Origin of the sequence: Azotobacter chroococcum (genome assembly GCF_004339665.1) — a bacterium.
In the GTDB taxonomy this organism is placed as follows: domain Bacteria; phylum Pseudomonadota; class Gammaproteobacteria; order Pseudomonadales; family Pseudomonadaceae; genus Azotobacter; species Azotobacter chroococcum.
The window spans coordinates 23383-47267 of the sequence record NZ_SMMU01000010.1 but is presented as its reverse complement, the minus strand read 5'-3'; the positions used below and the strand labels follow the sequence as shown (position 1 = coordinate 47267).

20 protein-coding genes and 1 riboswitch are annotated in these 23885 nt (G+C 67.2%); of the genes, 11 read left to right on the top strand and 9 right to left on the bottom strand.

The genetic code is table 11. The annotated features are described in order from the left end of the window. Position 1 precedes the first annotated feature (1 nt). Positions 2 to 652 carry a protein kinase family protein gene (locus EV691_RS10715; RefSeq protein ID WP_131296813.1) on the bottom strand — a complete coding sequence of 217 codons (651 nt, stop codon included), beginning with the start codon at positions 650 to 652 and terminating at the stop codon, positions 2 to 4. A gap of 33 nt (positions 653 to 685) precedes the next feature. Between EV691_RS10715 and msbA the strand changes: the two genes are divergently transcribed. From msbA to EV691_RS10700, 3 genes are read left to right on the top strand one after another with little or no spacing between them, the layout of a single operon-like run. Beyond that, positions 686 to 2476: a lipid A export permease/ATP-binding protein MsbA gene (gene msbA, locus EV691_RS10710; RefSeq protein WP_131296815.1), complete on the top strand. Its 1791-nt coding sequence runs from the start codon at positions 686 to 688 to the stop codon at positions 2474 to 2476. Then, entirely contained in the window at positions 2476 to 3372 is an 897-nt protein-coding gene (locus tag EV691_RS10705; protein WP_131296817.1) for a GNAT family N-acetyltransferase, read from the top strand. The genes msbA and EV691_RS10705 overlap by 1 nt, the downstream gene beginning before the upstream one ends. A 4-nt stretch (positions 3373 to 3376) precedes the next feature. Continuing rightward, on the top strand, positions 3377 to 4861 hold the full coding sequence (locus EV691_RS10700; protein ID WP_131296820.1) for a PIG-L deacetylase family protein: 1485 nt from the start codon (positions 3377 to 3379) through the stop codon (positions 4859 to 4861). Positions 4862 to 4884: 23 nt separating this feature from the next. Here the strand turns inward: EV691_RS10700 and EV691_RS10695 are convergent, their stop codons facing one another. Next, the gene (locus EV691_RS10695; RefSeq protein WP_165901250.1) at positions 4885 to 5715 is read right to left on the bottom strand and encodes a lipopolysaccharide kinase InaA family protein; all 831 of its coding nucleotides are present in this window, start codon (positions 5713 to 5715) and stop codon (positions 4885 to 4887) included. A gap of 91 nt (positions 5716 to 5806) precedes the next feature. Here EV691_RS10695 and hldE point away from each other — a divergent pair, with 91 nt between their 5' ends. Then, positions 5807 to 7231, top strand: coding sequence for a bifunctional D-glycero-beta-D-manno-heptose-7-phosphate kinase/D-glycero-beta-D-manno-heptose 1-phosphate adenylyltransferase HldE (gene hldE / locus EV691_RS10690; RefSeq protein ID WP_131296824.1), 1425 nt, complete (start codon positions 5807 to 5809; stop codon positions 7229 to 7231). A 93-nt stretch (positions 7232 to 7324) separates the two neighbouring features. After that, complete coding sequence (locus tag EV691_RS10685; RefSeq protein ID WP_242672458.1) at positions 7325 to 9349, top strand: acyltransferase family protein; 2025 nt, start codon at positions 7325 to 7327, stop codon at positions 9347 to 9349. A gap of 60 nt (positions 9350 to 9409) precedes the next feature. On the opposite strand, the gene EV691_RS10680 is transcribed toward EV691_RS10685, so the two are convergent. From EV691_RS10680 to EV691_RS10670, 3 genes are read right to left on the bottom strand one after another with little or no spacing between them, the layout of a single operon-like run. Beyond that, positions 9410 to 10339 (bottom strand): metal ABC transporter ATPase, encoded by a 930-nt coding sequence (locus tag EV691_RS10680; RefSeq protein WP_131296826.1) that lies wholly within the window; start codon positions 10337 to 10339, stop codon positions 9410 to 9412. Between the two features lie 42 nt (positions 10340 to 10381). Further along, positions 10382 to 11200, bottom strand: a complete 819-nt coding sequence (locus EV691_RS10675; protein WP_131296828.1) for an aldo/keto reductase — start codon at positions 11198 to 11200, stop codon at positions 10382 to 10384. Next, entirely contained in the window at positions 11197 to 12372 is a 1176-nt protein-coding gene (locus EV691_RS10670; protein ID WP_131296830.1) for an NAD(P)/FAD-dependent oxidoreductase, read from the bottom strand. Before EV691_RS10670 ends, EV691_RS10675 begins: the two co-directional genes overlap by 4 nt. A gap of 250 nt (positions 12373 to 12622) precedes the next feature. On the opposite strand from EV691_RS10670, the gene waaA reads away from it, so the two are divergent. Together waaA and thiC are read left to right on the top strand one after the other, a co-directional pair. Continuing rightward, positions 12623 to 13897 (top strand): lipid IV(A) 3-deoxy-D-manno-octulosonic acid transferase, encoded by a 1275-nt coding sequence (gene waaA / locus EV691_RS10665; RefSeq protein ID WP_131296832.1) that lies wholly within the window; start codon positions 12623 to 12625, stop codon positions 13895 to 13897. A gap of 65 nt (positions 13898 to 13962) precedes the next feature. Next, a riboswitch (TPP riboswitch) is annotated at positions 13963 to 14067 on the top strand. A 90-nt stretch (positions 14068 to 14157) separates the two neighbouring features. Continuing rightward, complete coding sequence (thiC, locus tag EV691_RS10660; protein ID WP_131296834.1) at positions 14158 to 16044, top strand: phosphomethylpyrimidine synthase ThiC; 1887 nt, start codon at positions 14158 to 14160, stop codon at positions 16042 to 16044. 162 nt (positions 16045 to 16206) lie between these two features. Here thiC and EV691_RS10655 read toward each other — a convergent pair whose 3' ends face one another. Further along, a complete protein-coding gene (locus EV691_RS10655; RefSeq protein ID WP_131296887.1) occupies positions 16207 to 16938 on the bottom strand; it encodes a DUF3298 and DUF4163 domain-containing protein in 732 nt (243 codons plus the stop codon). A gap of 187 nt (positions 16939 to 17125) precedes the next feature. On the opposite strand from EV691_RS10655, the gene EV691_RS10650 reads away from it, so the two are divergent. The 3 genes from EV691_RS10650 (at position 17126) to EV691_RS10640 (ending at position 20004) form a co-directional block, all read left to right on the top strand. Beyond that, a complete protein-coding gene (locus tag EV691_RS10650) occupies positions 17126 to 17743 on the top strand; it encodes an NUDIX domain-containing protein (protein ID WP_131296836.1) in 618 nt (205 codons plus the stop codon). After that, positions 17734 to 18189, top strand: a complete 456-nt coding sequence (locus EV691_RS10645; RefSeq protein WP_089167178.1) for a DUF1249 domain-containing protein — start codon at positions 17734 to 17736, stop codon at positions 18187 to 18189. Before EV691_RS10650 ends, EV691_RS10645 begins: the two co-directional genes overlap by 10 nt. A 222-nt stretch (positions 18190 to 18411) precedes the next feature. Continuing rightward, positions 18412 to 20004, top strand: a complete 1593-nt coding sequence (locus EV691_RS10640) for a diguanylate cyclase domain-containing protein (protein WP_242672459.1) — start codon at positions 18412 to 18414, stop codon at positions 20002 to 20004. Between the two features lie 18 nt (positions 20005 to 20022). Here the strand turns inward: EV691_RS10640 and EV691_RS10635 are convergent, their stop codons facing one another. Then, entirely contained in the window at positions 20023 to 20739 is a 717-nt protein-coding gene (locus EV691_RS10635) for a 2OG-Fe(II) oxygenase (protein ID WP_131296838.1), read from the bottom strand. 46 nt (positions 20740 to 20785) lie between these two features. Beyond that, positions 20786 to 21808 carry a glycosyltransferase family 2 protein gene (locus tag EV691_RS10630; protein ID WP_131296840.1) on the bottom strand — a complete coding sequence of 341 codons (1023 nt, stop codon included), beginning with the start codon at positions 21806 to 21808 and terminating at the stop codon, positions 20786 to 20788. 140 nt (positions 21809 to 21948) lie between these two features. Between EV691_RS10630 and EV691_RS10625 the strand changes: the two genes are divergently transcribed. After that, the gene (locus tag EV691_RS10625; protein WP_131296842.1) at positions 21949 to 23019 is read left to right on the top strand and encodes a phosphotransferase; all 1071 of its coding nucleotides are present in this window, start codon (positions 21949 to 21951) and stop codon (positions 23017 to 23019) included. Between the two features lie 31 nt (positions 23020 to 23050). On the opposite strand, the gene EV691_RS10620 is transcribed toward EV691_RS10625, so the two are convergent. Beyond that, a complete protein-coding gene (locus EV691_RS10620; protein WP_131296843.1) occupies positions 23051 to 23869 on the bottom strand; it encodes a metallophosphoesterase family protein in 819 nt (272 codons plus the stop codon). Positions 23870 to 23885 lie beyond the last annotated feature (16 nt).

Genomic DNA, 23885 nt, shown 5'->3' with positions numbered 1-23885 from the left:
GCTATTTCGCTTTGCCGGTCGTGGCGAGTGCAGAAGGGCTGGCCTGGCTACGGGCCGGATGGCGATACAGTTCGCACAGCGCGTCGAAGGGGAAGTCGGTCAGCTTGCGCCGCTCCAGATAGCGGCGCAGATGACCGAGGTTGCGCTTCACCTGCCAGGCACTGAGCGCACCCTGCCGGCAGCGCAGGTCGAGGATGTCGATCAGGCCGAACTGGCCGTCGGGCATGCGGATGATGTTGCCCAGGTGCAGGGAGCGGAAGTAGATCCCGCGCTCGTGCAGGTGGCGAATGAAGCCCGCCAGAGCCGGCAGCAGTTCGGTGATCCGTTGCGGCTCCTGGTAGTAAAGCTGCTCCACCGAGATACCCGGCAGCGGGCGGTAGAGACAGCCGCTCAGGCCCGCCGCGCGATCCAGCCAGAATGTCTCGATGACCTGCGGCGTGCGGATGTCGCGCTGGCCGAGTTCCCCGGCGTTGCGGCAGAAGCGCTGGGCGGCGGGCTGCAGGCGGGCGAGCAGGGGATGGCGGCGGGAGTGGAAGATCTTCAGGAAGCGCCCGTCGTCCAGGGCCACGACCTTGGGGCCGCGTGCGTCCTTTTCCAGGACACGGCCGCTTTCCAGCCATTTTTCCAGCTCTTGCGCTGATACAATCCGCATCCTGTTCCTCAATCGATGTTCGAGGCTCGCCGTATGGCCAACCCTGTCCAGCAATCCAGCCTGAAAGTCTATCTGCGGTTGCTGAGGTACGTTCTGCCCTATGCGAAGGCTTTCGCCTTGAGCATCGTGGGGTTCCTGCTGTTCGCCTCGAGCCAGCCGCTGCTGGCGGAGATGCTCAAGTACTTCCTGGATGGCCTGGAGGGCTCCGGCGAGGCCATGTTGCTGGGTATCCCGCTGCTCTATGGCGTGCCCTTGCTGATTGTACTCATTGCCCTCTACCAGGGCATAGGCTCCTTCCTCGGCAACTACTACCTGGCCAAGGTCGCGCGCGGCGTGGTGCACGACCTGCGCTGCGCCCTGTTCGACAACCTGCTGACCCTACCCAACCGCTATTTCGACACCCACAACTCCGGCCACCTGATCTCCCGGATCACCTACAACGTGACCATGGTGACGGGCGCGGCGACCGATGCGATCAAGGTGGTGATCCGCGAGGGGCTCACCGTTGTTTTCCTGTTCGGCTACCTGCTCCTCAGCAACTGGAAGCTGACCCTGCTGCTGCTGGTGCTGCTGCCAATCATCGCGCTGATGGTGACTGCGGCCAGCAAGCGCTTTCGCAAGCAGAGCCGGAAGATCCAGGACGCCATGGGCGACGTCACCCATGTCGCCTCGGAAACCATCCAGGGCTACCGGGTGGTGCGCAGCTTCGGCGGCGAGTCCTACGAGCAGAAGCGCTTCCACAAGGCCAGCGCCCTCAACATGAACCGCAGCCTGAGCATGACCCGCACCCAGGCGGTCTACACGCCGCTGCTGCAGCTGGTCATCTACAGCGGCATGGCCGTGCTCATGTACATGGTGCTCTACCTGCGCGGCGACGCCTCGGCGGGCGATCTGATCGCCTACATCACCGCGGCCGGCATGCTGCCCAAGCCGATCCGCCAGCTGTCCGAGGTCAGCGCCACCATTCAGAAGGGCCTGGCGGCGGCCGACAGCATCTTCGCCCAGCTGGACGAGGAGGCCGAGGTCGACCAGGGGCATGTCGAGCGCGAGCGGGTCGCCGGCCGCCTCGAGGTTCGCGACCTGAGCTTCAGCTATCCCGGCAGCGACCGGCCGGTGCTCGGCGGGATCAGCTTCAGTGTCGAGCCGGGGCAGATGGTCGCGCTGGTCGGCCGTTCCGGCAGCGGCAAGTCGACCCTGGCCAACCTGATCCCGCGCTTCTACCAGCATCAGGAGGGGCAGATCCTGCTCGACGGCGTCGCCATCGAGGATTACAGCCTGCGCAACCTGCGCCGGCACATCGCCCTGGTGACCCAGCAGGTGACGCTGTTCAACGACAGCGTGGCCAGCAACATCGCCTATGGCGACCTGGCCGGCGCGCCGCGCGAGGCCATCGAGCAGGCCGCCGAGGCCGCCTACGCCCGGGAGTTCGTCGACAGGCTGCCGCTGGGCTTCGATACCGAAGTGGGGGAGAACGGCGTGACCCTCTCCGGCGGCCAGCGCCAGCGCCTGGCGATCGCCCGAGCACTGCTCAAGGATGCGCCGCTGCTGATCCTCGACGAGGCCACCTCGGCGCTGGACACCGAGTCCGAGCGGCATATCCAGGCCGCCCTGGATCGCGTCATGCAAGGGCGCACCACGCTGGTCATCGCCCACCGTCTGTCGACCATCGAGAAGGCCGACCTGATCCTGGTGATGGATGAGGGGCACATCGTCGAGCGCGGCACCCATGCCGAGCTGCTGGCGCTCGGCGGGCACTACGCGCGCCTGCACTCCAGACAATTCAAGGAAACCGATGAAATGCTTTCTGTAACAGGGGATGCCTGATGTTGCAGTTGTTGCGTGGCTGGCGTGAGCGTGGCTGGAATGCCATCGACCAAACGGCCTATGCCGAGGCTTGGAGCCGCCATGGCGGCAGCGTGGCGACCCATCCCGCGTTCGTCGAGCGGCTGTCCGCCCTGGCGGAAATGCCTGTCCGTTACCTGGGCTGGGAGCAGGATGGCGAGCTGCTGGCCGCCGTGCCTTGCTGGGGACGCCATCTGGCGCTGTCCAAGGACGTGCTGAAGCAGGCCGGCAAGCGCCGGCTGTTCGACCTGGGCAATGCCGAAGTGATCCTGCCGATCGCCGAGACCGCCTGCGTACCCGTGCGCCAGCAGATGAGCTACATCTCCGAGCTGAACCACGGGCGCATCGCGAACCTGCGCGAGCAGCCCGAGCAGTTGGCCATGGCCCGCCCGCCGGAGAACTACAAGGGGCGTTACCGCTACAACCTGCGCCGCGACCTGCGCCTGCTGCAGGAGGCCGGCGGTCATCTGCGGCCGATCGGCGAGGTGGCGCCTGCCGAGCGCGCCGCCATCTACGCGGAGCTGTTCGAGCGCCGCTGGAAGTTCGAGGTGCCGGGCAAGCCTCGCCTGGCCGAGGTGTTCGAGCTGATGAACGAGTTCATGGCCGGCCAGGTGGTGTTTCTCGGGGAGCGGCCCATCGCCATCCAGATCCTCTACCGGGTCGAGTCGCCCAAGTGGGTCTCCTACGAGTACATCAACGGCGGCTTCGATCCCGACTGCGACAAGCTGGCCCCCGGCAGCGTACTCACCTTCGTCAATACCCAGGACGCCTGGGCCGAGGCGCGGGCCAAGGACAAGCAGCTGCGCTATTCCTTTGGCCGCGCCGACCGTGAATACAAGGACCTCTGGTGCCACCGGGTGCCGGTCTATCAGGTCTGACGCCATGACAGCCCGCAAGCAGCAGCTGCTGAAGCGCCATCGCCGGCACAAGCGCCTTTTCATGCTGACCGCCCTGATGGCGCTGGTCCTGCTCGGCCTGCTGGTCGCCTGGTGGCTGGTGCCGCTGGCGCTGGTGCTGGGTTGGGTCGCCCACGAGGCCTGGTTCGCCGATCATCTGTTCTATCGTCCGCAGGATGATTACTGCTATGCCTTTCCGCCCGATGCCCTGGCCCTGCCGGTGCGCCTGGAGGAGGGCAGGCTGGTGGTTGAGGGCGATATCGGGGCGGCCGAGACCCTGATCCTCGAGGTGCGCGTCAGCGCCGGCCGGCTCGGGCGGCTGTTCGATCCGCAGGTGTGGATCGGCGACGACCGCCAGGATTTCGAGCGCGGCGTGGACGGGCTGCGCTACCTGAACCTGTCCGGTCAGCAGGAGGCGCTACGTGACGGGAGCCTGCGCTTTCGCGGACGCTTCTGCAGCCTGGCCGCCACGGCCACCCTGCATGCGCTGACCAACCCGGATTACGCCGAACGGCGCCTGCTGGTCATCGCCCCCCATGCCGACGACGCCGAACTGGCGGCCTTCGGCCTGTACAGCCGGGCGCGGGATGTCGCCATCGTCACCCTGACCCAGGGCGAGATCGAGGCCGAGCGCTACCGGCGTCTCGGTCTCGACCCGGCGGCCGCGGCGCGCCTCAAGGGCCGTCTGCGCAGCTGGGACAGTCTGGCGGTGCCGCTGTGGGGTGGCGTGCCGCAGAGTCGTTGCGTGCAGCTCGGCTACTACTGCCTGCAGCTGCCGGCGATGGCCGCCGAGCCGCAGCGGCCGTTCGGCTCGCGGGAATCCGGCGAGAGCGACACCCGCAGCGTGCGCCGGCACAACCCGCTGAGCCTGCCCGGCGATGCCGAGGGTGCGCCGACCTGGAGCAACCTGATCGCCGACTTGCGCGCGCTGCTTGAGCACTTTCGCCCCGAGGTGGTGGTGACGCCGCATCCCGAGCTGGATCCGCATGCCGACCACATGGCTGCCACCCGCGCCCTGCTCGAGGCGGCCGCCGCCAGCGCCTGGCGTCCCGAGACCCTGCTGCTCTACGCCAACCACCTGCACGACAACGACCGCTGGCCGATGGGCCCGGCCGGGGACGGCATCGCCCTGCCGCCAGCCATCGAGCCCTTGCCGGTCGACGGCCTGTGGAGTCCGGGCCTCGACGCTGAAACCCGCCTGGACAAGGCCGCAGCGTTGGCCATGCAGCATGACCTGCAGGCGCCGCTGCCGCTGAAGAAGCGCCTGCGCCGGCTGATTCAGCAGGCCCTCGCCGGGCGCCGCTGGCCGGCCACCGGGGCCGACGAGTTCTTCCGCAAGGCGGTGCGAAGGCATGAATTGTTCTGGGTGCGGGCGGCTGCTATACGGCCAGCAAAAGAGCAGCCGATAATCCATGCCGAGTCCCGTTTGGATGAGACGGCGCAGTATCAGTATCCTGAGCAGAGCGCATGACAACCAGATTGGTTGGGGAGGGCTTACCCGGTTATGACTGTGCCGCTATGAAAAATCTCGCGGCGCTCCTTGCGTCCGATCTTCAGATTTTTGCTTAACGCATAGAGCCTGGCGAAACGGGTTGCATCAATCTCAGGGTGGCTCTCTAGCGTGTGCTCGGTAATCTTGTCGTACTCTTGGGCAGTGAGGTGTTTCTTGATTTCTCTGTAGTAGAGGAAGCCAAATAAGAAGCCCAGAAGCTCATGGCTGTATTCGGTTTTGCCAAACTGGCAGTTTTCAAAGTCAATTATTTTTAATGTCTTGCTGTCTGGGGTTAGCATCAAGTTTCCCGCCCACATATCAAGGTGATAAGTTTCTTTCTGGTGGAGTTTTATTATCAGTTTCTGGATGGTGTCGACAAGTTCTTGGATTTTAATCTTTTCCGGGTTTGTCGAGAGCCATGTGGCAGCATCAGTATGGTCGCTCAAGTATTTTGATATTATTTCAAATTCACTGACCAATCCAAGGTTCTTTCTGTAGCCGAAGCCTACGATTTCGGGTGTGTCGATACTCTTTTGTAATGCATTCAAACTATTGGTCAGCTCGGCGATTTCCCAGTCCGGTCCGGCTTTCTTCCTGGGTAATCCAAAGGTGATTCTGAGCTTTGAATGGAGCCCTGTTAGAAGTGATCTCTTGATGAAATAGCTGTTTTTATTGCGCGGGGTTGTGGCAACTATTAAGGTGCGTTCGCCTCCAGAGCTCAGTGTCTTTTGTTGCAGGTTGCCTATATCCAGTGGCTCGGCTAGATGATATTGAAAGCCATTGCATTGTAATTTTATAGGGAATTCTTTTTCTAGATCGGCTAAAGAAGGCATATCGTTCCGGTGCGCTATTGGAGCTGGGGGTGACTCTATCGATGAATTTATCATAGAATTCTCGATGTTTTTTTCCACTCTCCGGGATCTTATGAAGCTGTCCATGCCCCGTTTCGAGCGCTCTCCCGTGCTGGTGGTCGGCGATGTCATGCTCGACCGCTACTGGCATGGCTGCACCACGCGGATCTCCCCGGAGGCGCCGGTGCCGGTGGTCAAGGTCGAGCAGATGGAGGACCGCCCGGGCGGGGCGGCCAACGTCGCGCTGAACATCGCCGCGCTGGGGGGCTCGGCCAGCCTGGTCGGGGTGACCGGTGCCGACGAGGCGGCCGACAGCCTGGCCCAGAGCCTGGCGTCGGCCGGCGTGGACGTACATTTCCAGCGCATCGCCAGCCAGCCGACCATCGTCAAGCTCAGGGTGTTGAGCCGCCATCAGCAGCTGCTGCGCATGGACTTCGAGCAGCCCTTCGCCACCGACGCCGCGGCCCTGGCCGCCGAGGTCGAGGGCCTGCTCGACGGGGTCCGGGTGCTGGTGCTCTCCGACTACGGCAAGGGTGCGTTGCAGAATCATCAGGTACTGATCCAGGCGGCGCGCGCCCGTGGCATTCCGGTGCTGGCCGATCCCAAGGGCAAGGACTTCAGCATCTACCGCGGCGCCGACCTGATCACTCCGAACCTGGCCGAGTTCGAGAACATCGTCGGCCGCTGCGCCGACGAAGCCGAGCTGGTGGCCAAGGGCGCCCGGCTGATGGCCGAACTCGAGCTCGGCGCGCTGCTGGTGACCCGTGGCGAGCACGGCATGACCCTGCTGCGCCCCGGCCATCCGGCGCTGCACCTGCCGGCGCGGGCGCGCGAGGTGTTCGACGTCACCGGGGCCGGCGACACGGTGATCTCCACCCTGGCCGCGGCGCTGGCCGCCGGTGAGGAGCTGCCGCAGGCGGTGGCGCTCGCCAACCTGGCGGCCGGCATCGTGGTCGGCAAGCTGGGCACCGCGGCGATCAGCGCCCCCGAGCTGCGCCGTGCGGTGCAGCGCGAGCAGGGCTCGGAGCGCGGCGTGCTGGGCCTCGAGCAGCTCCTGCTGGCCATCGAGGACGCCCGCGCCCAGAGCGAGAAGATCGTCTTCACCAATGGCTGCTTCGACATCCTCCACGCCGGCCACGTGACCTACCTGGAGCAGGCCCGCGCCCAGGGCGACCGGCTGATCGTGGCGGTCAACGACGATGCTTCGGTGACCCGTCTGAAGGGGCCGGGCCGGCCGATCAATTCGGTGGACCGGCGTATGGCGGTGCTCGCCGGGCTCGGCGCGGTGGACTGGGTGGTGAGCTTCGCCGAGGACACCCCCGAGCGCCTGCTCGAGCAGATCCGTCCGGACGTGCTGGTCAAGGGCGGCGACTACGGCGTCGATCAGGTGGTCGGCGCCGACCTCGTCCGCGCCCATGGCGGCGAGGTGAGGGTGCTGGGGCTGGTGGAGAACAGTTCCACTACCGGTATCGTCGAGAAAATCCGCCGGCAGCCATAAGCGCGGAAAGTTCGTCTTTCAAATCCGTCGCGCCCAAGCGCCTGCACTGCTTCGCCTGGGCATTGCGATCCGCAAGTTCCTGTGGGGAAGAGGGTGTCGCACAGCATTTCTGCATCGACCACCGGGGCCAATGAGTTCCGCCGTGACATCAATGGACTACGCGCCTGGGCCGTGATGGCCGTGGTGCTGTATCACTTCGGGATTGCTGGTTTCGGCGGCGGTTTTGTCGGCGTCGATGTGTTCTTCGTCATCTCCGGCTTCCTGATGAGCGGCATTATCGCCAAGGGCTTGCAGCGGGGCGATTTTTCCCTGTGGGATTTCTACCTGGCCCGTGCCCGGCGGATTCTTCCGGCCCTGATCGTGCTGGCGGCGGTGCTGCTGGCGGTCGGCTGGTTCTTCCTGATGCCCAAGGAGTACGAGACGCTCGGTGGGCATGCCCGGCGGACCCTGCTCTTTGCATCCAACCTGCGTTACCTGCAGGAGTCCGGCTATTTCGATGACGACGCCCACGAGAAATGGCTTCTGCATAGCTGGTCGCTGTCTGTGGAGTGGCAGTTCTATCTTCTGCTGCCCGTACTCCTGCTGGCCGTCTGGCGGTTGTTTCCGGGCCGGCGGGCAATGGTCCTGCTCCAGGTCCCGTTATTGCTCGCCTCCTTTGGTGTCTGTGTCGCACTGACTCTGAGCGAGCCGCCCAAAGCCTTCTACCTGCTGCAGTCGCGGGCATGGGAGTTTCTGGCCGGAGGTCTGCTTTTCCTGTTTGGCGAGAATCTGAGGTTTTCCGCGCGCACCAGGCTCGGTTTGGAATGGCTTGGCCTGCTCGCGATTGTCTCTGCCGTCGTCTTTCTCGACTCGTCGAGTCTCTGGCCGGGCTGGCTGGCACTGGTGCCCTGCATCGGGGCCCTGTCGGTACTGCTGGCGCAGCGCGGGGATTCGCCCTGGACCGGCAACGCTGTAGCCCAGTGGCTTGGCACCCGCTCGTACTCCATCTACCTGTGGCATTGGCCGCTGGTCGCCGGCCTTGCCTATTGCGAGAGGCTGGAAAGCCCGGCCTGGGTCCTGTCTGCTCTCTTCGCGACCCTGCTGCTTGGCCAGCTTTCCTATGCCTTGATCGAGGTTCCGGCACGGCGTGGCTTGCACGGATTGACGCCTCGTTGGGCGGCAGCCGCTCTGCTACTGGCGGTTTTTCCGCCGGCGCTGGCAGCCGCCTGGATACGTGAAACCGATGGTTTCCCGCAGCGTCTGCCCGCCGCGGTGGGCGAGATCGAGGCTCAGGCCGACAATCGCAATCCCCGGCAGGACGAATGCCTGGACAAGGGAGCCGCCTGCACCTTCGGTGGCCCTTCGATCAGGGCGCTGATGGTGGGCGACAGTCATGCCGATGCATTGGTCACGGCGGCACAGGCCGCGCTGCCCGGTTCGCAACAGGGCATCCAGTTTCGGGCTGCCCCCCTGTGTCTGCTGGTGTTCGGTGCGCACGATGTCGAGAAGAAGAATGCAGCGCCTTGTCTGGCCTTGAAGAGGGAGCTGGAGGCAGAGTTGGCCGGTGTTTCCTCCAGTCTGCCGGTCATCGTGATAAATCGAACCTCCGTGTATGCCATGGGCTACAACGAAAAATTCGAGGACAAGGAAACCGGCCGGCCCCTGGTGTTTTTCTCCTCGCCTGCCGACAGGGCTTCCCCCGAGTATCTGGAGGAATTTCGCCGGCACTATGTGGCGAGTGCTTGTGAGATCGCTAGGCATCGGCCGTTATTTCTGATGCGGCCCATACCCGAGATGGTGATAGATGTGCCCCATGCCATGGCCAAGACGATGCTGATAGGAGCTCAGAGGGAGGTCTCGATCACATTGGCGGACTACCACAAGCGCCATGCCTTCGTCTGGAGCCTTCAGGACGAAGCCCGCGAGCAATGCGGCGCCCGGATTCTCGACCCCCTGCCTTATCTGTGTGACGGCAAGGTCTGTCACGGCAGCAGGAATGGAATCCCGCTGTATGCGGACGATGATCATCTGAGCGAGTTCGGCAACCGCCTGCTGGTGCCGATGTTCGCCAAGGCTTTCGCATCCATGCAGGACGCCGGCGAGGCCTTGGCGCATCGGCGGGAGGATGCGACCAGGTAAGGGCACTGGTGTGCCCTCGGTGAGTGGCGTCCGGGGGGAGCTTCCTCCTGGGAGCTCCTCTCAGCCTACCGCCCCGCTGCGCCGCGGGGCCGGCCTGGCGAGGTTCTGCTCGGGGGCGTCCCACAGGGCCTGCCAGTCGCGCCAACTGATCCGCTCGTCGCGTACCACCCAGCCGTCCTGCGGGGCGAAGCTTTCGGCCAGCCACAGGTCGCGGGTGTCGACCGGACGCAGAACACCCTGCTGCAGGGTGTAGAGTTCGTCCGCCGGGCGCCGGTCCTGGTCGAAGGGCAGCAGGTAGAGGTCCGGGCTGTCGTGGTCGATGCGAGCGATCAGGGTGCCTTCCTCCAGGCATTCGTCGGCGTGCAGCAGGCTGAGCTGGCGCAGGTTCCCCGGCATCTCCAGGCGCATGTCGTAGACCAGCTGCAGCGAAGCGGTGGGCAGGTGCACGTAGGCCCGCGGGCGCTCCAGCAGGGGCATGCTGCCGCAGGACACCGGGCGCGCCGCGCCGGACAGCGGGCTCAGGCGGAAGGAGGTGTTGTCGCAGTAGTGCAGGACGTTCTCGTAGGGCGCCGGCAGCCAAGTGTCGCCGAAGCGCCCGGTCAGCCAGCACTGCGGGGTCTGCAGCAGGCATTCCTCGGCGACTTCCTGGATCGCCGTGAGCAGCGGCAGGTTCAGCTCGTGGGCCGGCACGTAGCCGGAGATCGGCTTGAGCACCACGTCGCCGCGGTCCTGGCGCTGCTGGCGTACCAGCAGCCAGTAGTCGCGGCCCTGCCAGGTCAGGGTCAGGCGCACGGAGACGCCCAGGTTGGCCAGTTCCAGGGCGAAGCGCTGGCTGTCGGCGACCTCGACCGGGCGACGCCGTTCGAGCATCTGGCTGAAGTTCAGCGGCTGGCCGAGAGCCTGGTAGCTGAGGCCTTCGGGGGAAGCTTCCACGAACAGGGGAAGGGTCTTGAAGGCGCGCGGATTGCGCTTGGCGATGATGGTCGACATGGCGGCTCCTTGGTCCTGGCCTGCCGCAGAAGCGGCAGGTCCTTATTGTCTTTGTTGGCGGATGACGGCTGCAGCTGCCGAGACATTATGCGACAGATGCAGCGGGTTGATGGTTCCGACGATCGCGCTGCCGACACCGGGGTGGTGGAACAGCAGCTCGAAGCTGGCGCGAACCGGGTCGATGCCGCTATCCAGGCAGGCATGGCCGCTGGCCAGGGCCTTCTTGATCAGGATGCCCTTGGCGTGGGCGGCGGCGTAGTCGGCCACCGGCAGCTCGCGCTGGTCGTCGAGATTCAGGGTGATCATGGCGCAGTCGCCTTGCTCGAGGGCCAGCAGGCCGCCCTCGACGGTCTTGCCGGAGAAGCCGAAGGCGTTGATCTTGCCCTCGCGCTTGAGTTCGGCGAGGGTCGGGTAGACGCCGCTGTCCCGCAGGATGGCGACGTCGTTGCCGTCCGAGTGCACCAGGACCAGGTCGATATGGTCGGTTTCCAGGCGCTTGAGGCTGCGCTCGACGGAGAAGCGGGTGTGCGCCGGGGAGAAATCGAAGCGCGACTGGCCATTCTCGAACTCCTCGCCGACCTTGCTGACGATCACCCAGGCGTCGCGCTGGCCGCGCAGCAGCGGGCCGAGGCGCTCCTCGCTGACCCCGTAGGCCGGCGCGGTGTCGATCAGGTTGATGCCCAGTTCGCGGGCCAGGGCGAGCAGCCGGCGGGCCTCGGCGTCGTCGGGGATGCGAAAGCCGGTCGGGTACTTCACGCCCTGGTCGCGGCCGAGCTTGACGGTGCCCAGGCCCAGCGGCGAGACGGTCAGGCCGCTGCTGCCCAGCGGGCGGTGCAGGTCGTGGAGGGTGGCGAGGCTCACGGCAGCAGCTCCTCCCAGGCCGGTCGCGCCAGCGGCGGGCGGGGCAGGGCGGGCAGCGGCGGATGTGCCGCCGGGCGCACGGCGTCCCGTTCGAGGCTGGCGAAGATCCGCTCGGTCAGATCCGGGGCCAGGGCCAGCTTGGTCGGCCAGCCGACCAGCAGGCGGCCCTGCTCGGCGAGAAAGGCGTTGTCCGGGCGCGCCAGGGCCGACTGCGCCGGCTCGGCGCGATCCACCCGCAGGGTCGCCCAGCGCGCCTGGGCCAGATCGATCCAGGGCAGCAGTTCGTTCAGTTCGCGGCGAGCCGTGGCGATCTGCTGCGCCTCGTCGCGGGCCACGCCTTCGGCCTCGGCCAGGTCGCCGCCCAGGTACCAGACCCACTGGCCGTCGGCGGCCGGATGGCTGGTGACGGTCAGCCGCGGCTTCGGCCCGCCGCCCAGGCAGTGGGCGTAGAGCGGCTTGAGGGTCGGCGCCTTGAGCATGACCATGTGCAGCGGGCGCCGCTGCATGGCCGGCTGGCTCAGGCCGAGCGTAGCCAGCAGTTCGGCATTGCCGGCGCCGGCGCAGAAGACGATGCGCTGGGCGCGGATCTCCCGACCGTCGACACTCAGCCCGACCAGCTCGCCGGCCTCGCGCAGCGGGGCGATCTCCCGCGCGGCCAGCAGGCCTGGGCCTGCCAGCTCGGCGAGGCGGGCGATCAGGCCGGGCACGTCCAGCACCAGCTCGTCCAGGCGATAGACGCTGCCGCGAAAGTCCGCATGCTGCAGCGCCGCGGGCAGGGCCTCGCCCTTCACCGGCTCGACCCGCGCGCGCACCGCCTTGCTGGCGAAGAAGCTGGTGAGCTTGCCGGCCAGGGTGCCGGGTGACCATAGATAGTGGGCGTCGGACAGCCGGCGCACCCCGGAGAGGTCCAGCTCGCCGCTGCCGGCCAGCGCCTCGCGCCAGCGCCGCGGCATGTCGGCGATCGCCTCGGAGGCGCCGCTCAGCGCGCCGTGCAGGGCGTACTTGGTGCCGCCGTGGATGATCCCCTGCGACTTGACGCTCTGTCCGCCGCCCAGGCTGGCGCTTTCCACCAGCAGGGTGGCGTAGCCGGACTGGCGCAGACGGGCGTTCAGCCAGAGGCCGGCGATACCGCCGCCAACGATCAGGACGTCCGTGCTGAGGGCTGGGAACATGGCTGCTCTCGTTGAGTAAAAGAGTCGGATTATAGCGGCTGACTCGAGGTCGTGGGTTCCGGTTATCCGACGGGCTCGGACTGGGACCATAGGAGATAAGGCGTAGCCAGTTTATTGATCCTGGTCAGCATGAAGCGTGCCATTCGTCAGTCTTTTATTGGCGAGTCGGTCACGACCTTGGTCGTGCAGGCGGGGCGCCGCCACCAACCCTGCAGCCGCCGGGCGCCTTGTTTTGTTAAGCTGCGCCGCCATGAATCGGACCTTCTATACCCTGCTGCTGCATCTCGCCCTCCCGCTGATCCTCCTGCGCCTGGCCTGGCGAGCCTGGCGCGCGCCGGCCTATGCGCGGCGCGTCGGCGAGCGCTTCGCCCTCGGCCTGCCCGAGCTGCGCCCGGGCGGCATCTGGGTGCATGCGGTGTCGGTGGGCGAGAGCATCGCCGCCGCGCCGCTGATTCGCGCCCTGCAGGCGCGCCATCCGGAGCTGCCGCTCACCGTCACCTGCATGACGCCGACCGGTTCCGAGCGCATCCGCGCGCTGTTCGGCGACCGCGTGCAGCACTGCTACCTGCCCTACGACCTGCCGTGGGCGGCGGCGCGCTTTCTCGACCGCCTGCAGCCGCGCCTGGCGGTGATCATGGAAACCGAGCTGTGGCCCAACCATGTGCACCAGTGCGCACGGCGCGGCATTCCGGTGGCGCTGGCCAACGGCCGGCTGTCGGCGCGTTCGGCGCGCGGCTACGGGCGCTTTGCCCGGCTCACCGGCCCGATGCTCGCCGAGATGCGCTGGCTGGCGGTGCAGAGCGAGGCCGAGGCCGAGCGTTTCCGCGCGCTGGGCGCCGGCGGCGAGGCGGTGACGGTGACCGGCTCGATCAAGTTCGACCTGGCCGTCGACCCGCAGTTGCCGGAGCGGGCGGCGGCGCTGCGCGCCCACTGGAGCGCGGCGGATCGCCCGGTATGGATCGCCGCCAGCACCCATGCCGGCGAGGACGAGATCGTCCTCGCCGCCCACCGCCGGCTGCAGGCAGATTTTCCTGAGGCGCTCTTGATCCTGGTGCCGCGCCATCCGGAGCGTTTCGACGGCGTCTTCGAGCTGTGCCGCCGCGAGGGCTTGGCCACCGCGCGGCGCTCCGCCGGCGAGGCGGTCGAGGCCGGAACCGCGGTGCTGCTCGGCGACACCATGGGCGAGCTGCTGTTCCTCTACGCCCTGGCCGACTGCGCCTTCGTCGGCGGCAGCCTGGTCCCCAGCGGCGGGCACAACCTGCTGGAGCCGGCGGCGCTGGGCAAGCCGCTGCTCAGCGGGCCGCACCTGTTCAACTTCCTCGAGATCGCCGCGCGGCTCGACGAGGCCGGCGCCCTGCGCCAGGTGAGCGATGCCGGCTCGCTGGCCGCGGCGGTCGGCGCCTTCTGGAGCGAGCCGGCGGGCGCCGCCCGGGCTGCGGCGGCCGGAAAGGCGGTGCTCGAAGCCAACCAGGGCGCATTGGCGCGGCTGCTGGAAGGGCTGGAGCGGCTGCTGGTTAGGCCCTGACCGCCTTTTCCGACGAGGCGCCCTGCGCCTGTTGGTTTTCTGTACGCACCTTGTTTAGACTCAGCCGGTACTTGTCGGGGTGCCCCAGCGGGGGCTGAGATCGGCGCAGGCCGGATCCCGTTGAACCTGATCAGGGTGAAACCTGCGTAGGGAACAAGACGTCCTCGCCGTTCGGCGGGGGCCTCTCGATGCTTCGGCATGCCCGCGTCCGCCCCGATCGACTCCGACAATCCATGCCCCGGACGAAGTGGAGTGCCTTGATGAGCGTGATAGAACAACAGAAGAACCTGAGCGAGTCAGCCCAGGTCGACCAGCAGTCCGTACAGCCCTTCCCGCGTTCGCGGAAGATCTACGTCCCCGGCTCGCGCCCGGACATCCGCGTGCCGATGCGCGAGATCAGCCTGGACGTGACCCCCACCGCCTTCGGCGGCGAGATCAACGCCCCGGTGCTGGTCTACGACACCTCCGGCCCCTACACCGACCCCGACGTGCAGATCGACGTGCGCAAGGGCCTGGCGGACGTGCGTTCGGCCTGGATCGCCGACCGCGGCGACACCGAACTGCTCGCCGGGCTCAGCTCGCGCTTCGGCCAGGAGCGCCTGGCCGATCCGGAGCTGACCGCCATGCGCTTCGCCCACGTGCGCCACCCGCGCCGTGCCAAGGCAGGCGCCAACGTCAGCCAGATGCACTACGCGAAGAAAGGCATCATCACTCCCGAGATGGAATACGTCGCCATCCGCGAGAACATGAAGCTCGCCGAGGCGCGCGCCGCCGGCCTGCTCACTGCGCAGCATCCGGGGCAGAGCTTTGGGGCGAACATCCCCAAGGAAATCACCCCCGAATTCGTCCGCGAGGAAATCGCCCGCGGCCGCGCGATCATCCCGGCGAACATCAACCACACCGAGCTGGAGCCGATGATCATCGGCCGCAACTTCCTGGTGAAGATCAACGGCAACATCGGCAACTCGGCACTGGGTTCCTCCATCGAGGAAGAAGTGGCCAAGCTGACCTGGGGCATCCGCTGGGGTTCGGACACCGTGATGGACCTGTCCACCGGCAAGCACATCCACGAGACCCGCGAATGGATCATCCGCAACTCGCCGGTGCCGATCGGCACCGTGCCGATCTACCAGGCGCTGGAGAAGGTCGGCGGCATCGCCGAGGACCTGACCTGGGAGCTGTTCCGCGACACGCTGATCGAGCAGGCCGAGCAGGGCGTGGACTACTTCACCATCCACGCCGGCGTGCTGCTGCGCTACGTGCCGCTGACCGCCAAGCGGGTCACCGGCATCGTTTCCCGCGGCGGCTCGATCATGGCCAAGTGGTGCCTGGCGCATCACCAGGAGAATTTCCTCTACAGCCACTTCGAGGAAATCTGCGAGATCATGAAGGCCTACGACGTCGCCTTCTCGCTGGGCGACGGCCTGCGTCCGGGCTCCATTGCGGATGCCAACGACGCCGCGCAGTTCGGCGAGCTGGAAACCCTCGGCGAACTGACCAAGATCGCCTGGAAGCACGACGTGCAGACCATGATCGAAGGCCCCGGCCATGTGCCGATGCACATGATCAAGGAGAACATGGACAAGCAGCTCGAATGCTGCGACGAGGCGCCGTTCTACACCCTCGGCCCGCTGACCACCGACATCGCGCCGGGCTACGACCACATCACCTCCGGCATCGGCGCGGCGATGATCGGCTGGTTCGGCTGCGCCATGCTCTGCTACGTGACGCCCAAGGAGCACCTCGGCCTGCCGAACAAGGACGACGTGAAGACCGGGATCATCACCTACAAGATCGCCGCCCACGCCGCCGACCTCGCCAAGGGCCATCCCGGTGCACAGATCCGCGACAATGCACTGTCCAAGGCGCGCTTCGAGTTCCGCTGGGAGGACCAGTTCAACCTCGGCCTCGACCCGGACACCGCGCGCAGCTACCACGACGAGACCCTGCCCAAGGACTCGGCCAAGGTGGCGCACTTCTGCTCGATGTGCGGGCCGAAGTTCTGCTCGATGAAGATCACCCAGGAAGTGCGCGACTATGCCGCCGAGCACGGGCTGTCCGAGGAAAGCCAGGCCGTCGAGGCCGGCTTCAAGGAGCAGGCCGAGCGCTTCAAGGAAGAAGGCTCGGTGATCTACAAGCAGGTCTGAAGCGCCGCCCGGCTCTTCCCGGAGTTCGGGCACGCGGTTCGCGGGGGTAGCCAGCTTGCTGGCCCTGCAGGCTGTAGGGTGGACAACGCCGCAGGCTTGTCCACCCTACCGACCTTGCGGGCGATCCGTTGCCGCGAAAAAGCATCGCCAGCAAGCTGGCTCCTACTTGCTGCGCGGGAAGAGCTCCGGCCTGAGAATGCCGTTGAGCTGCGGGTAGGGCACCACCAGCAGCGGATGACCCATGGCGTAGGGGGCGATGCGGTAGGTGTCGTACATCAGCAGCACGCCGACCTTTGCCAGGGCGATGTGGCGGGTCTTCTGGAACGGCCAGGTGGCGATGAACTCCGCATCCTCGCCGACGCCCTGGGCCGCCAGCCAGCGCTGGTGGGCCTGTCCGGCCTTCGCCCAGAAGGCCTCCTCCTGACCCGGCAGCAGCAGGTCGCGCAGCTCCAGGGCCTTCTGCCGGCGGCGATCGAAGTCGATGAAGGCGCGCCGCGGCATGCCGTGGGCGCCGCCGGTGAAGCGGTAGCTCGACAGCTCGACGAGAATGCGCCCATTGTTCTGCTCGAGCACCTTGGCTTGCAGGTAGCTGCTCCAGCCCGGTTTGGCGCCGGCCAAAAAGTCCCGCTCGTGGCTCTCCAGCGAGGCCGGCAGCGGCATGCCTTCGGCTTCGCGGGTCAGCTCCAGCAGGCCCTGGTCGATCAGCCGGTTCAGCGTCGGCTCGTCGGCGAAATGCACGGTGTCGATGTTCACCAGCGGGCACTCGCGTCCTTGGCATCCGGCTTGCAAATGTTCCCAGGCCGTGCGCTTGTAGACGGCTGGCTGGCTCGAGGGGGACAGGCTCTGGCAGGCTCCCAGGAGCAGGGCGAGAGCGGCGAGGGCGAGCGATTTCATGGGGGTCACAGCGTTCATCTGGGCTTTCGGCGTCGTTGAGGAATATCTCGCCAGACGCCCGGATCGGCGCGCTGGCGGACTGGCTAGGGTCGCAGGTCCTCGGCCGTCTGCAAAGGGGCTGCGCCGCTCGAGAGGGCAGGTTAGGATGGCAGCCGACTTCGGTTCACTAGACGAGTGAGTGTGCAGGATGAGCGAATTCTTCAAGCCGGATGCGGATGCCGTGGAAATCGTGCGGCGCGAGCCCTGTTTCAGCGGTTTCTACCGACTCGAGCGCGTGCACCTGCGCCATCGCCAGTTCTCCGGCGAGATGGGCCCGGTGCTCAGCCGCGAACTATTCGTGCGCCACGATGCGGTCTGCGTGCTGCCCTACGATCCCGTGCGCGACTGCGTGGTGCTGAACGAGCAGTTCCGCGTCGGAGCGATGGACAAGTCGGAGAATCCCTGGATGCTCGAGATGGTCGCCGGGCTGATCGACAAGGACGAGGAGCCCGAGGAAGTCGCCCACCGCGAGGCCCTCGAGGAGGCGGGCCTCAAGCTCGAGGCGCTGTGGCCGGTGACCGTCTACTACCCGTCGCCCGGCGGCAGCAACGAGAAGGTCTACCTTTATGTCGGGCGCTGCGACAGCGTGGGGGCCGGCGGCGTTTATGGATTGCCCGAGGAGGGGGAGGACATCCGCGTGCACGTGCTGTCTTTCGAGGACGCGCTGCAGGCGGTCAAGGATGGCAAGATCAACAATGCCGCCAGCATCATTGCCCTGCAGTGGCTGGCGCTGAACCGTGTCGAGGTACGAGGACTGTGGGCGTAAGTCTGATGCGCGAGCGTTACCGGGTCGACCTGGTCGACCTGCAGGCGACCTGCGAGGCCAACTATGCGCGGCTGATGCGCCTGCTGCCGGAGATGCGCAGCACGCCCGCGGCGGCGCGCCGGGTGGGGGTGAGCCAGGGCGAGCGGCTGCTCGGCGTGCTGGCCCTGGAGGTGCTCGAGGACTGTCCCTACACCACCACCCTGAAGGTCTGCCAGGAGCACAGCCTGCCCTGGCTGCCGGCACCGCGGATGGAGGTGCGGGTCTACCACGACGCGCGCATGGCCGAGGTGGTCTGTGCGGAACAGGCCCGGCGCCTGCGCAGCCGCTATGTCTACCCCAACGCGGCGATGCACCAGCCGGACGAGAAGAGCCAGCTCAACCTGTTCCTCGGCGAATGGCTGAGCCACTGCCTGTCCTGCGGCCACGAGGTGGAACCGGTCGTCTGAGGCGGCGTCGGCCGGCAGCACCGAGCCGCCGGCGCTCACCCCGGGAAGCTGCTCTCTGCGAAAGACCCTTTGCGCCACTCCCCACTGCCGCCCGGCCGTCCCGGCAGGCTTCGTGCGGCTACCGAACACTCTGGCCCATCATGCGATCGGCCAAGGGTGAAAATGTGCGTTCGCTCATATAATTCGTAGCCTCTATGGCGGCGACTCCAGGCGAAGGCGTGAATGGTGGGGGTGGATTGGCGCGCGCGGCGCGGGTACTGGGCCAGGTTGCTGGCGGTGGGCGGGCTCGGGGCGCTGATCTCGGTGGTCGCCTACCTGTACAGCTCCGCGCTGGAGCGGCGCGTGCAGGCTGGGGAGTTCCAGCGCCTGGCGCATGTCCAGTTCAACAATGTCCAGAATCTGCTCGACCATTCTCCCCAGGTCCTGCTGGCCTTCCGCGGCCTCTTCATCTCGGCCGAGACAGTCGAGCCTGCGGAGTTCGCGAGCTTCGCCCGCGAAGTGCTGCCGAGTTATCCGGAAATCCTCGCCATGCACTGGGCGCCGCGGGTCCTGCACGGCGAGCGCGGCGAGTTCGAGCGCGTTCTGCTGCCGTTCCAGGAGCGGCGCCTCGGCATCTTCGACGTAGCCGCCGATGCCCGGTTGCCCGTGTCGGCTCCCGCCCGCGAAGAGTATCTGCCGATCCGCTACGCCGAGCCGTTCGAGGTGAATCGCCGGGTGCTCGGGCTCGACGTCCTGGCGCGTCCCTACAACCGGGAGGTGGCGCGCGCTGCGGCCCGCCTGGGCGTGCAGCGGACCACGCCGGTCTTTCCGTTGCTGCAGGACCCGAACGGGCCGCCGGCGGTCGCCATCTATCAGCCGGTATACCGCAAGGGCATGCCGGTGGCGGGCGCCGAGCAGCGCTGGCAGGCCCTCGAGGGCCATCTGATCCTGATGCTGCGGCCCAGCGTGCTGCTCAATAATCTGTCGTTCGGGCCGCAGAAGGTGGAGGTGCGCCTCTACGACCTGGCGGACGGGCAGCCGGTCGCCATCCATCCGCGCGGCGCCGTCCCGCAGGAGCCCGGGAATGGCGTGGTCCAGCACCGGCTGAGCATCCCCGGGCGGCAGTGGCTCATCGAGTTCGTCGCCCCGCAGGACTTCGGCGGTTTTCCGGTCAGCATCCTGCCCCTGCTGCTGATGTTCTCGCTGCTGGCGCTGACCCTCGTCCTGCTGCTCCTGCTCGACCGTTCCCATTGCGGCACCCTTGCCCTGGAGCGGCTCAACGGCGAGCTGCTGAGCCGGCAGAAGGAGCTCGACGGCCTGGCCTACTACGATGCCCTGACCGGCCTGCCCAACCGTCTGCTGCTGTTCGACCGCATCAACATGGCGCTCGGCCTGCAGCATCGCGAGGGCGGCCGGCTGGCGGTCTGCGTGCTCGACCTGGACGGCTTCAAGGCGGTCAACGACCACTTCGGCCACCAGACCGGCGATCTGCTCCTGAAGGAAGTCGCGCAGCGCATGCAGGCCGTGCTGCGGCCCTCCGACACCGTCGCCCGGCTCGGCGGGGACGAGTTCGTGGTGGTGCTGCCGGGGGCGAACGATCAGCCGACGCTGGACAGCATTCTGCAGCGGCTGATCGAGCAGGTGAGCCGGCCCGTCGCCCTGAGTGCCGGACAGCCGGCGGTCGCCGTTTCCGCGAGCATCGGCGTGGCCTTCGCCGACGCGTCCAGCGACGCCAACAGCCTGGTCCGCGAGGCCGACCTCGCCATGTACGAGGCCAAGCACGCCGGCAAGGCCTGCTACCGGATCTTCGGGGCGGGGCAGGCGACGAGCGTCTGAGTCCGGTTGGCGTTCGCTTCAGGCGGCACGCTTGAACAATTCCTTGATCCGCCGGGAGAGCTGCCTGAGCGGCCGGCGTTCGTCGATGACCACGATGAAGACCTTGCGGTAATGGCCCGGCGGGCAGCTGAGTTCGCGCACACCGTGCCAGGAGTTGCCGCGTCGGCAGAACAGGAAGCTGTAGTTGCCCAGCGCCTGGGATTCGATGGTGCGGTCGAAGTCCTCGAAGGCCGGCGCGCTCTTGCTGTCGAAGCGGCCGTTATCGTCGAGCACCAGGGTCTGCCCGCCCCACTCGGCTTGCCAGTCGTCTTCCGTATTGAAGTAGAAGATATGCGATCCCAGCTTGTCGCGGGCATCGCAGTGCGGCGAGACCGAGCAGCCGGCCGGCGTGTAGTGCCAGTGAAAGCGCAGCCGGAAGGCACGCGTACCGAGCATGCGGGCCATGAAGCGCCGGTAGTGTGGACCGGTCAGCTCGTTCATGAACGCCTGCCAGTGTGGTGAGAGCGCCAGCTCCGGCGAATATTCCAGTGCCAGGCGGTCATGGGACTGCTGGCCGTAACGGCGCACCTTGCCGAATACCTCGGTGAACTGTTCCATGGCGGGCAGGCTTTCGCGCAGCGCCGCATAGCCTTCAGGGGTCAGCAGGCCGGCCGGGTTGGCCCAGGGGTAGGGGTGCTGCTCCTGAAACGCCCTGGCGTCCATGCGTTCCAGGGCCCCGAAATCCAGATAGCGCATGTCACGCTCCTCATTGCTGGTTCGTGGGGGGTGGGATCGTGCCGGGTCAGGTCGCCAGCGGACGAGGTGCGCGCAGGAAGCGCAGGAACGCCGCCGGCAGGCGCCGGGCCAGCGGCGAACGCAGCAGGCGCAGATAGGCGCCCGGCCCGAGCTGGCGGCGCGCCTGCAGGGACAGCTGTACCCAGCGCTCGGTCATGACGCGCAGGAGCGCTTCGGGCACATAGCGCTGCGTGCGCCGGTTGGCGGCATCGAGCCGGGCCAGCCACTGTTCGGTCCAGTCGAGATAGTCCCGGTTCAGATCGGCGCCGAGCTTCTGCGGGCGCGACAGGGCATAGTGGCGGTCGAGGTCGTCCTCGCTCGGCTCGATGCCGAGTTCGAGCAGCGCCCGCCGGCAGATCTCGCGCTTGCGGTCGAGGCCCAGCGCCTGGTTGTTCCGGGTGAAGCGACCGGGATGTTCGCGTCCGCAGACCAGCACGTCGGGAAGGTTGGCCATGCGCCACTTGCGTGCCAGGCGCTGGTGCAGCTCGTAGTCCTCGCAGCTCGGGAAGTCCTCGCTGTAGCGGTATTCGCGCAGGATGGCGGTGCGCCCCATGATCGTGCGGTTGGTCAGCGCGCAGTAGAACGCCAGGCTAGCATCCACCTCGTCGGGGGCCAGCGGGCGGCGGCGCACCCGGTCGAGGCGCCGGCCCTCGGCGTCCATGAAGTCGCAGGCGCTGCCGATCTGCACCAGCTCGGGATGCCGGTCGAGCACCTCGACCTGGCGAGCGAGGCGGTTCGGCCAGGCCTTGTCGTCGCTGTCGAGCAGCGCGATGTATTCGCCGCGGGCCAGCTCCAGGCCCCGGTTGCGGGTCCCCGGCAGGCCCAGGTTGCGCGGGTTGCACTCCACGCGCAGGCGAGGGTCCCGGTAGTGTGACAGCACCTCGAGGGTGGCGTCGGTCGATCCGTCGTCGACGACCAGCAGCTCGAAGTCCTCGAAGGTCTGCGCCAGGATGCTGTCGACGGCGGTGGCGATGTAGCGCTGACGGTTGTGTACCGGAATGAAGACGGTCACACGCGGTATTCGAGACATGGCGAGGTTTCCCGGGCGAATGGGCCGGCGCCGAAGCCGCGGGCTGCAGCGCAAACCTCGCCAGATTAACGCAACGGGGCGACGAAGTGGCCTTTGGCGACATATCCTTCGATCGCATTCATGGCATCGGAGTGAAGTGAATGAGGTTGCATGCAGAGCGCTTCGCTGCCGGCTGGCCAAGGCCGTGCTTTCTGACCGCCCGGTTCGCCGGTCCGCTGGCGTTTTCCGGCTCGGGGTGGCGCTGGTGGCTGGCCGACGAGGACGCGCAGGTCCCGGCCCGGCTGTTCGACCGCTTCCTGCTGGAGGGCGATCCGGCGGGGGTCACGCTGCTCCGCGAGCGGGCGGAGAAGGACAAGTCGCGGCGCATCTACCGGCTGGTGCCCCCGGAGCGGCCGGACGTGCCCGGCTATTTCGTCAAGCAGATGACCCTGATCCCGCGCAAGCGTCTCGGCGCGCTGCTGGGCTGCAGCAGCCCGCTGGTGGGCATGAGCCACGGCACCGCCGAGCTGGCGCACAACCTGGCGCTGAGCGAGCGCACCGCGCACGGGGTCCGGACCTTCGCCTTCGGCGAGTACTTCCGCTGCGGTCTGCCGGTGCGGCAGGTGCTGCTGCAGGAGTATCTGGCCGGCTGGCAGGGGTTCAGCGACGTCTGGCTGCAGCACGAGGACGATGCCGCGCGCCGCCGGGCGCTGCTCTGGCAGTTGATGGACGTGCTGGCGGCGCTGCGCGAGGCCGGCATCTGCCATCTCGACCTGCATCCCGGCAATCTCATGGTCTCGCCCGATCCCCGGGCACCGCTGCGGGTGATCGATTGCGGGCAGATGTGCATGGACGCCGATCCCGCCGTCTCGGCGGCGCTGCACCTGGGTGTGTTCCTGCACGAGCTCAACGGCAAGCGCACCTCGCCGTCGCCGCGGCTGGCGCAGGCGGCGTGCCGGCTGCTGAAGCGCCTGGCAGGCAGCGACGCAGGCCTGGGCGGCGCCGAGCGGCTGCTGCCGCTGCTGGTGGGCCATTCGACCAAGAAGCCGTTCTCCAGGCGTCGTCTGCTGGGGCGGGATGGCCTCGACCCCGTCGCCCTCGAAAAGCGTCTGCAGACGCTGGCGCAGGAGCGGCCTCCCTCCCACCGGGCCAGCGGCGCGCCGGCCCTCGGCGAGCAACGGGAGCGGCGGCTGATCGCGTCCATCGAGGACATGCTGGCGACGCCGCGCTGAGGGGGCCGGGCAGCCCGCCTGCAGCCCTCGCTCAGCGGGGCGGCCAGTGCAGGTCGAAATGCCCGCCGAGCACGAAGCGGCCGGCCGGCGGGTGGTAGTCCCAGCGCTCGACCCATACCTGTTTGTCCTGTGCCTTGTCCAGGTGCAGCCGGTTGAACGAGTTCGGCAGGCGGCCGCGCAGCCGCGAGGACAGCGCGGTGCCGGCCTGCACCGTCCAGATCTCCCGCGCCAGCTCGGGATACTGGCCAGTCAGCGGCAGCACATAGGGCAGGTGGATGTGCCCGCCCATCACAATGTCCAGACCCGCCTCGGCCCAGCGCGTCAGCGCCGCCTGCGCGCCATGCTGCAGGTTGCGCAGGTCCGAGGGCACTATCGAGCCGAACGGCTGATGGGCCACCACGATGCGCAGCTTCGCCGGGTCGCAGCGGCGCAGCTGCGTGCAGACCGTGCGCACCTGGGCGTCGGTCACCCGGCCGTCCTTGCGCCGCCTCGGATGGGTGGTGTTCAGGCCGATGACCAGCAGCTCGTCGTTCTCGAAGGCCGGCTCCAGCTCCGTGCCGAAATAGCGCCGGTAGTTGCGGTAGGGAGACAGGAAGCGCGCCAGCAGGTTGTGCAGCGGCAGGTCGTGGTTGCCGGGAATCACCAGGCTTTGCGGGATGCCATAGCCTTCCAGGCGCCGGACGAAGGCCTGGGCCGCATCGAACTGGGCGCGACGCGCACGCTGGGTGATGTCTCCCGACAACACCAGCAGGTCGGCGCCCTGTTCGCGCACATGCGACTCCAGGGCCTCTACCACGGGTTGCTGCTCTGTGCCGAAATGGGTATCGGAAATGTGTAAGATGCGCGTCATGGTGCCGGGAGCCGCC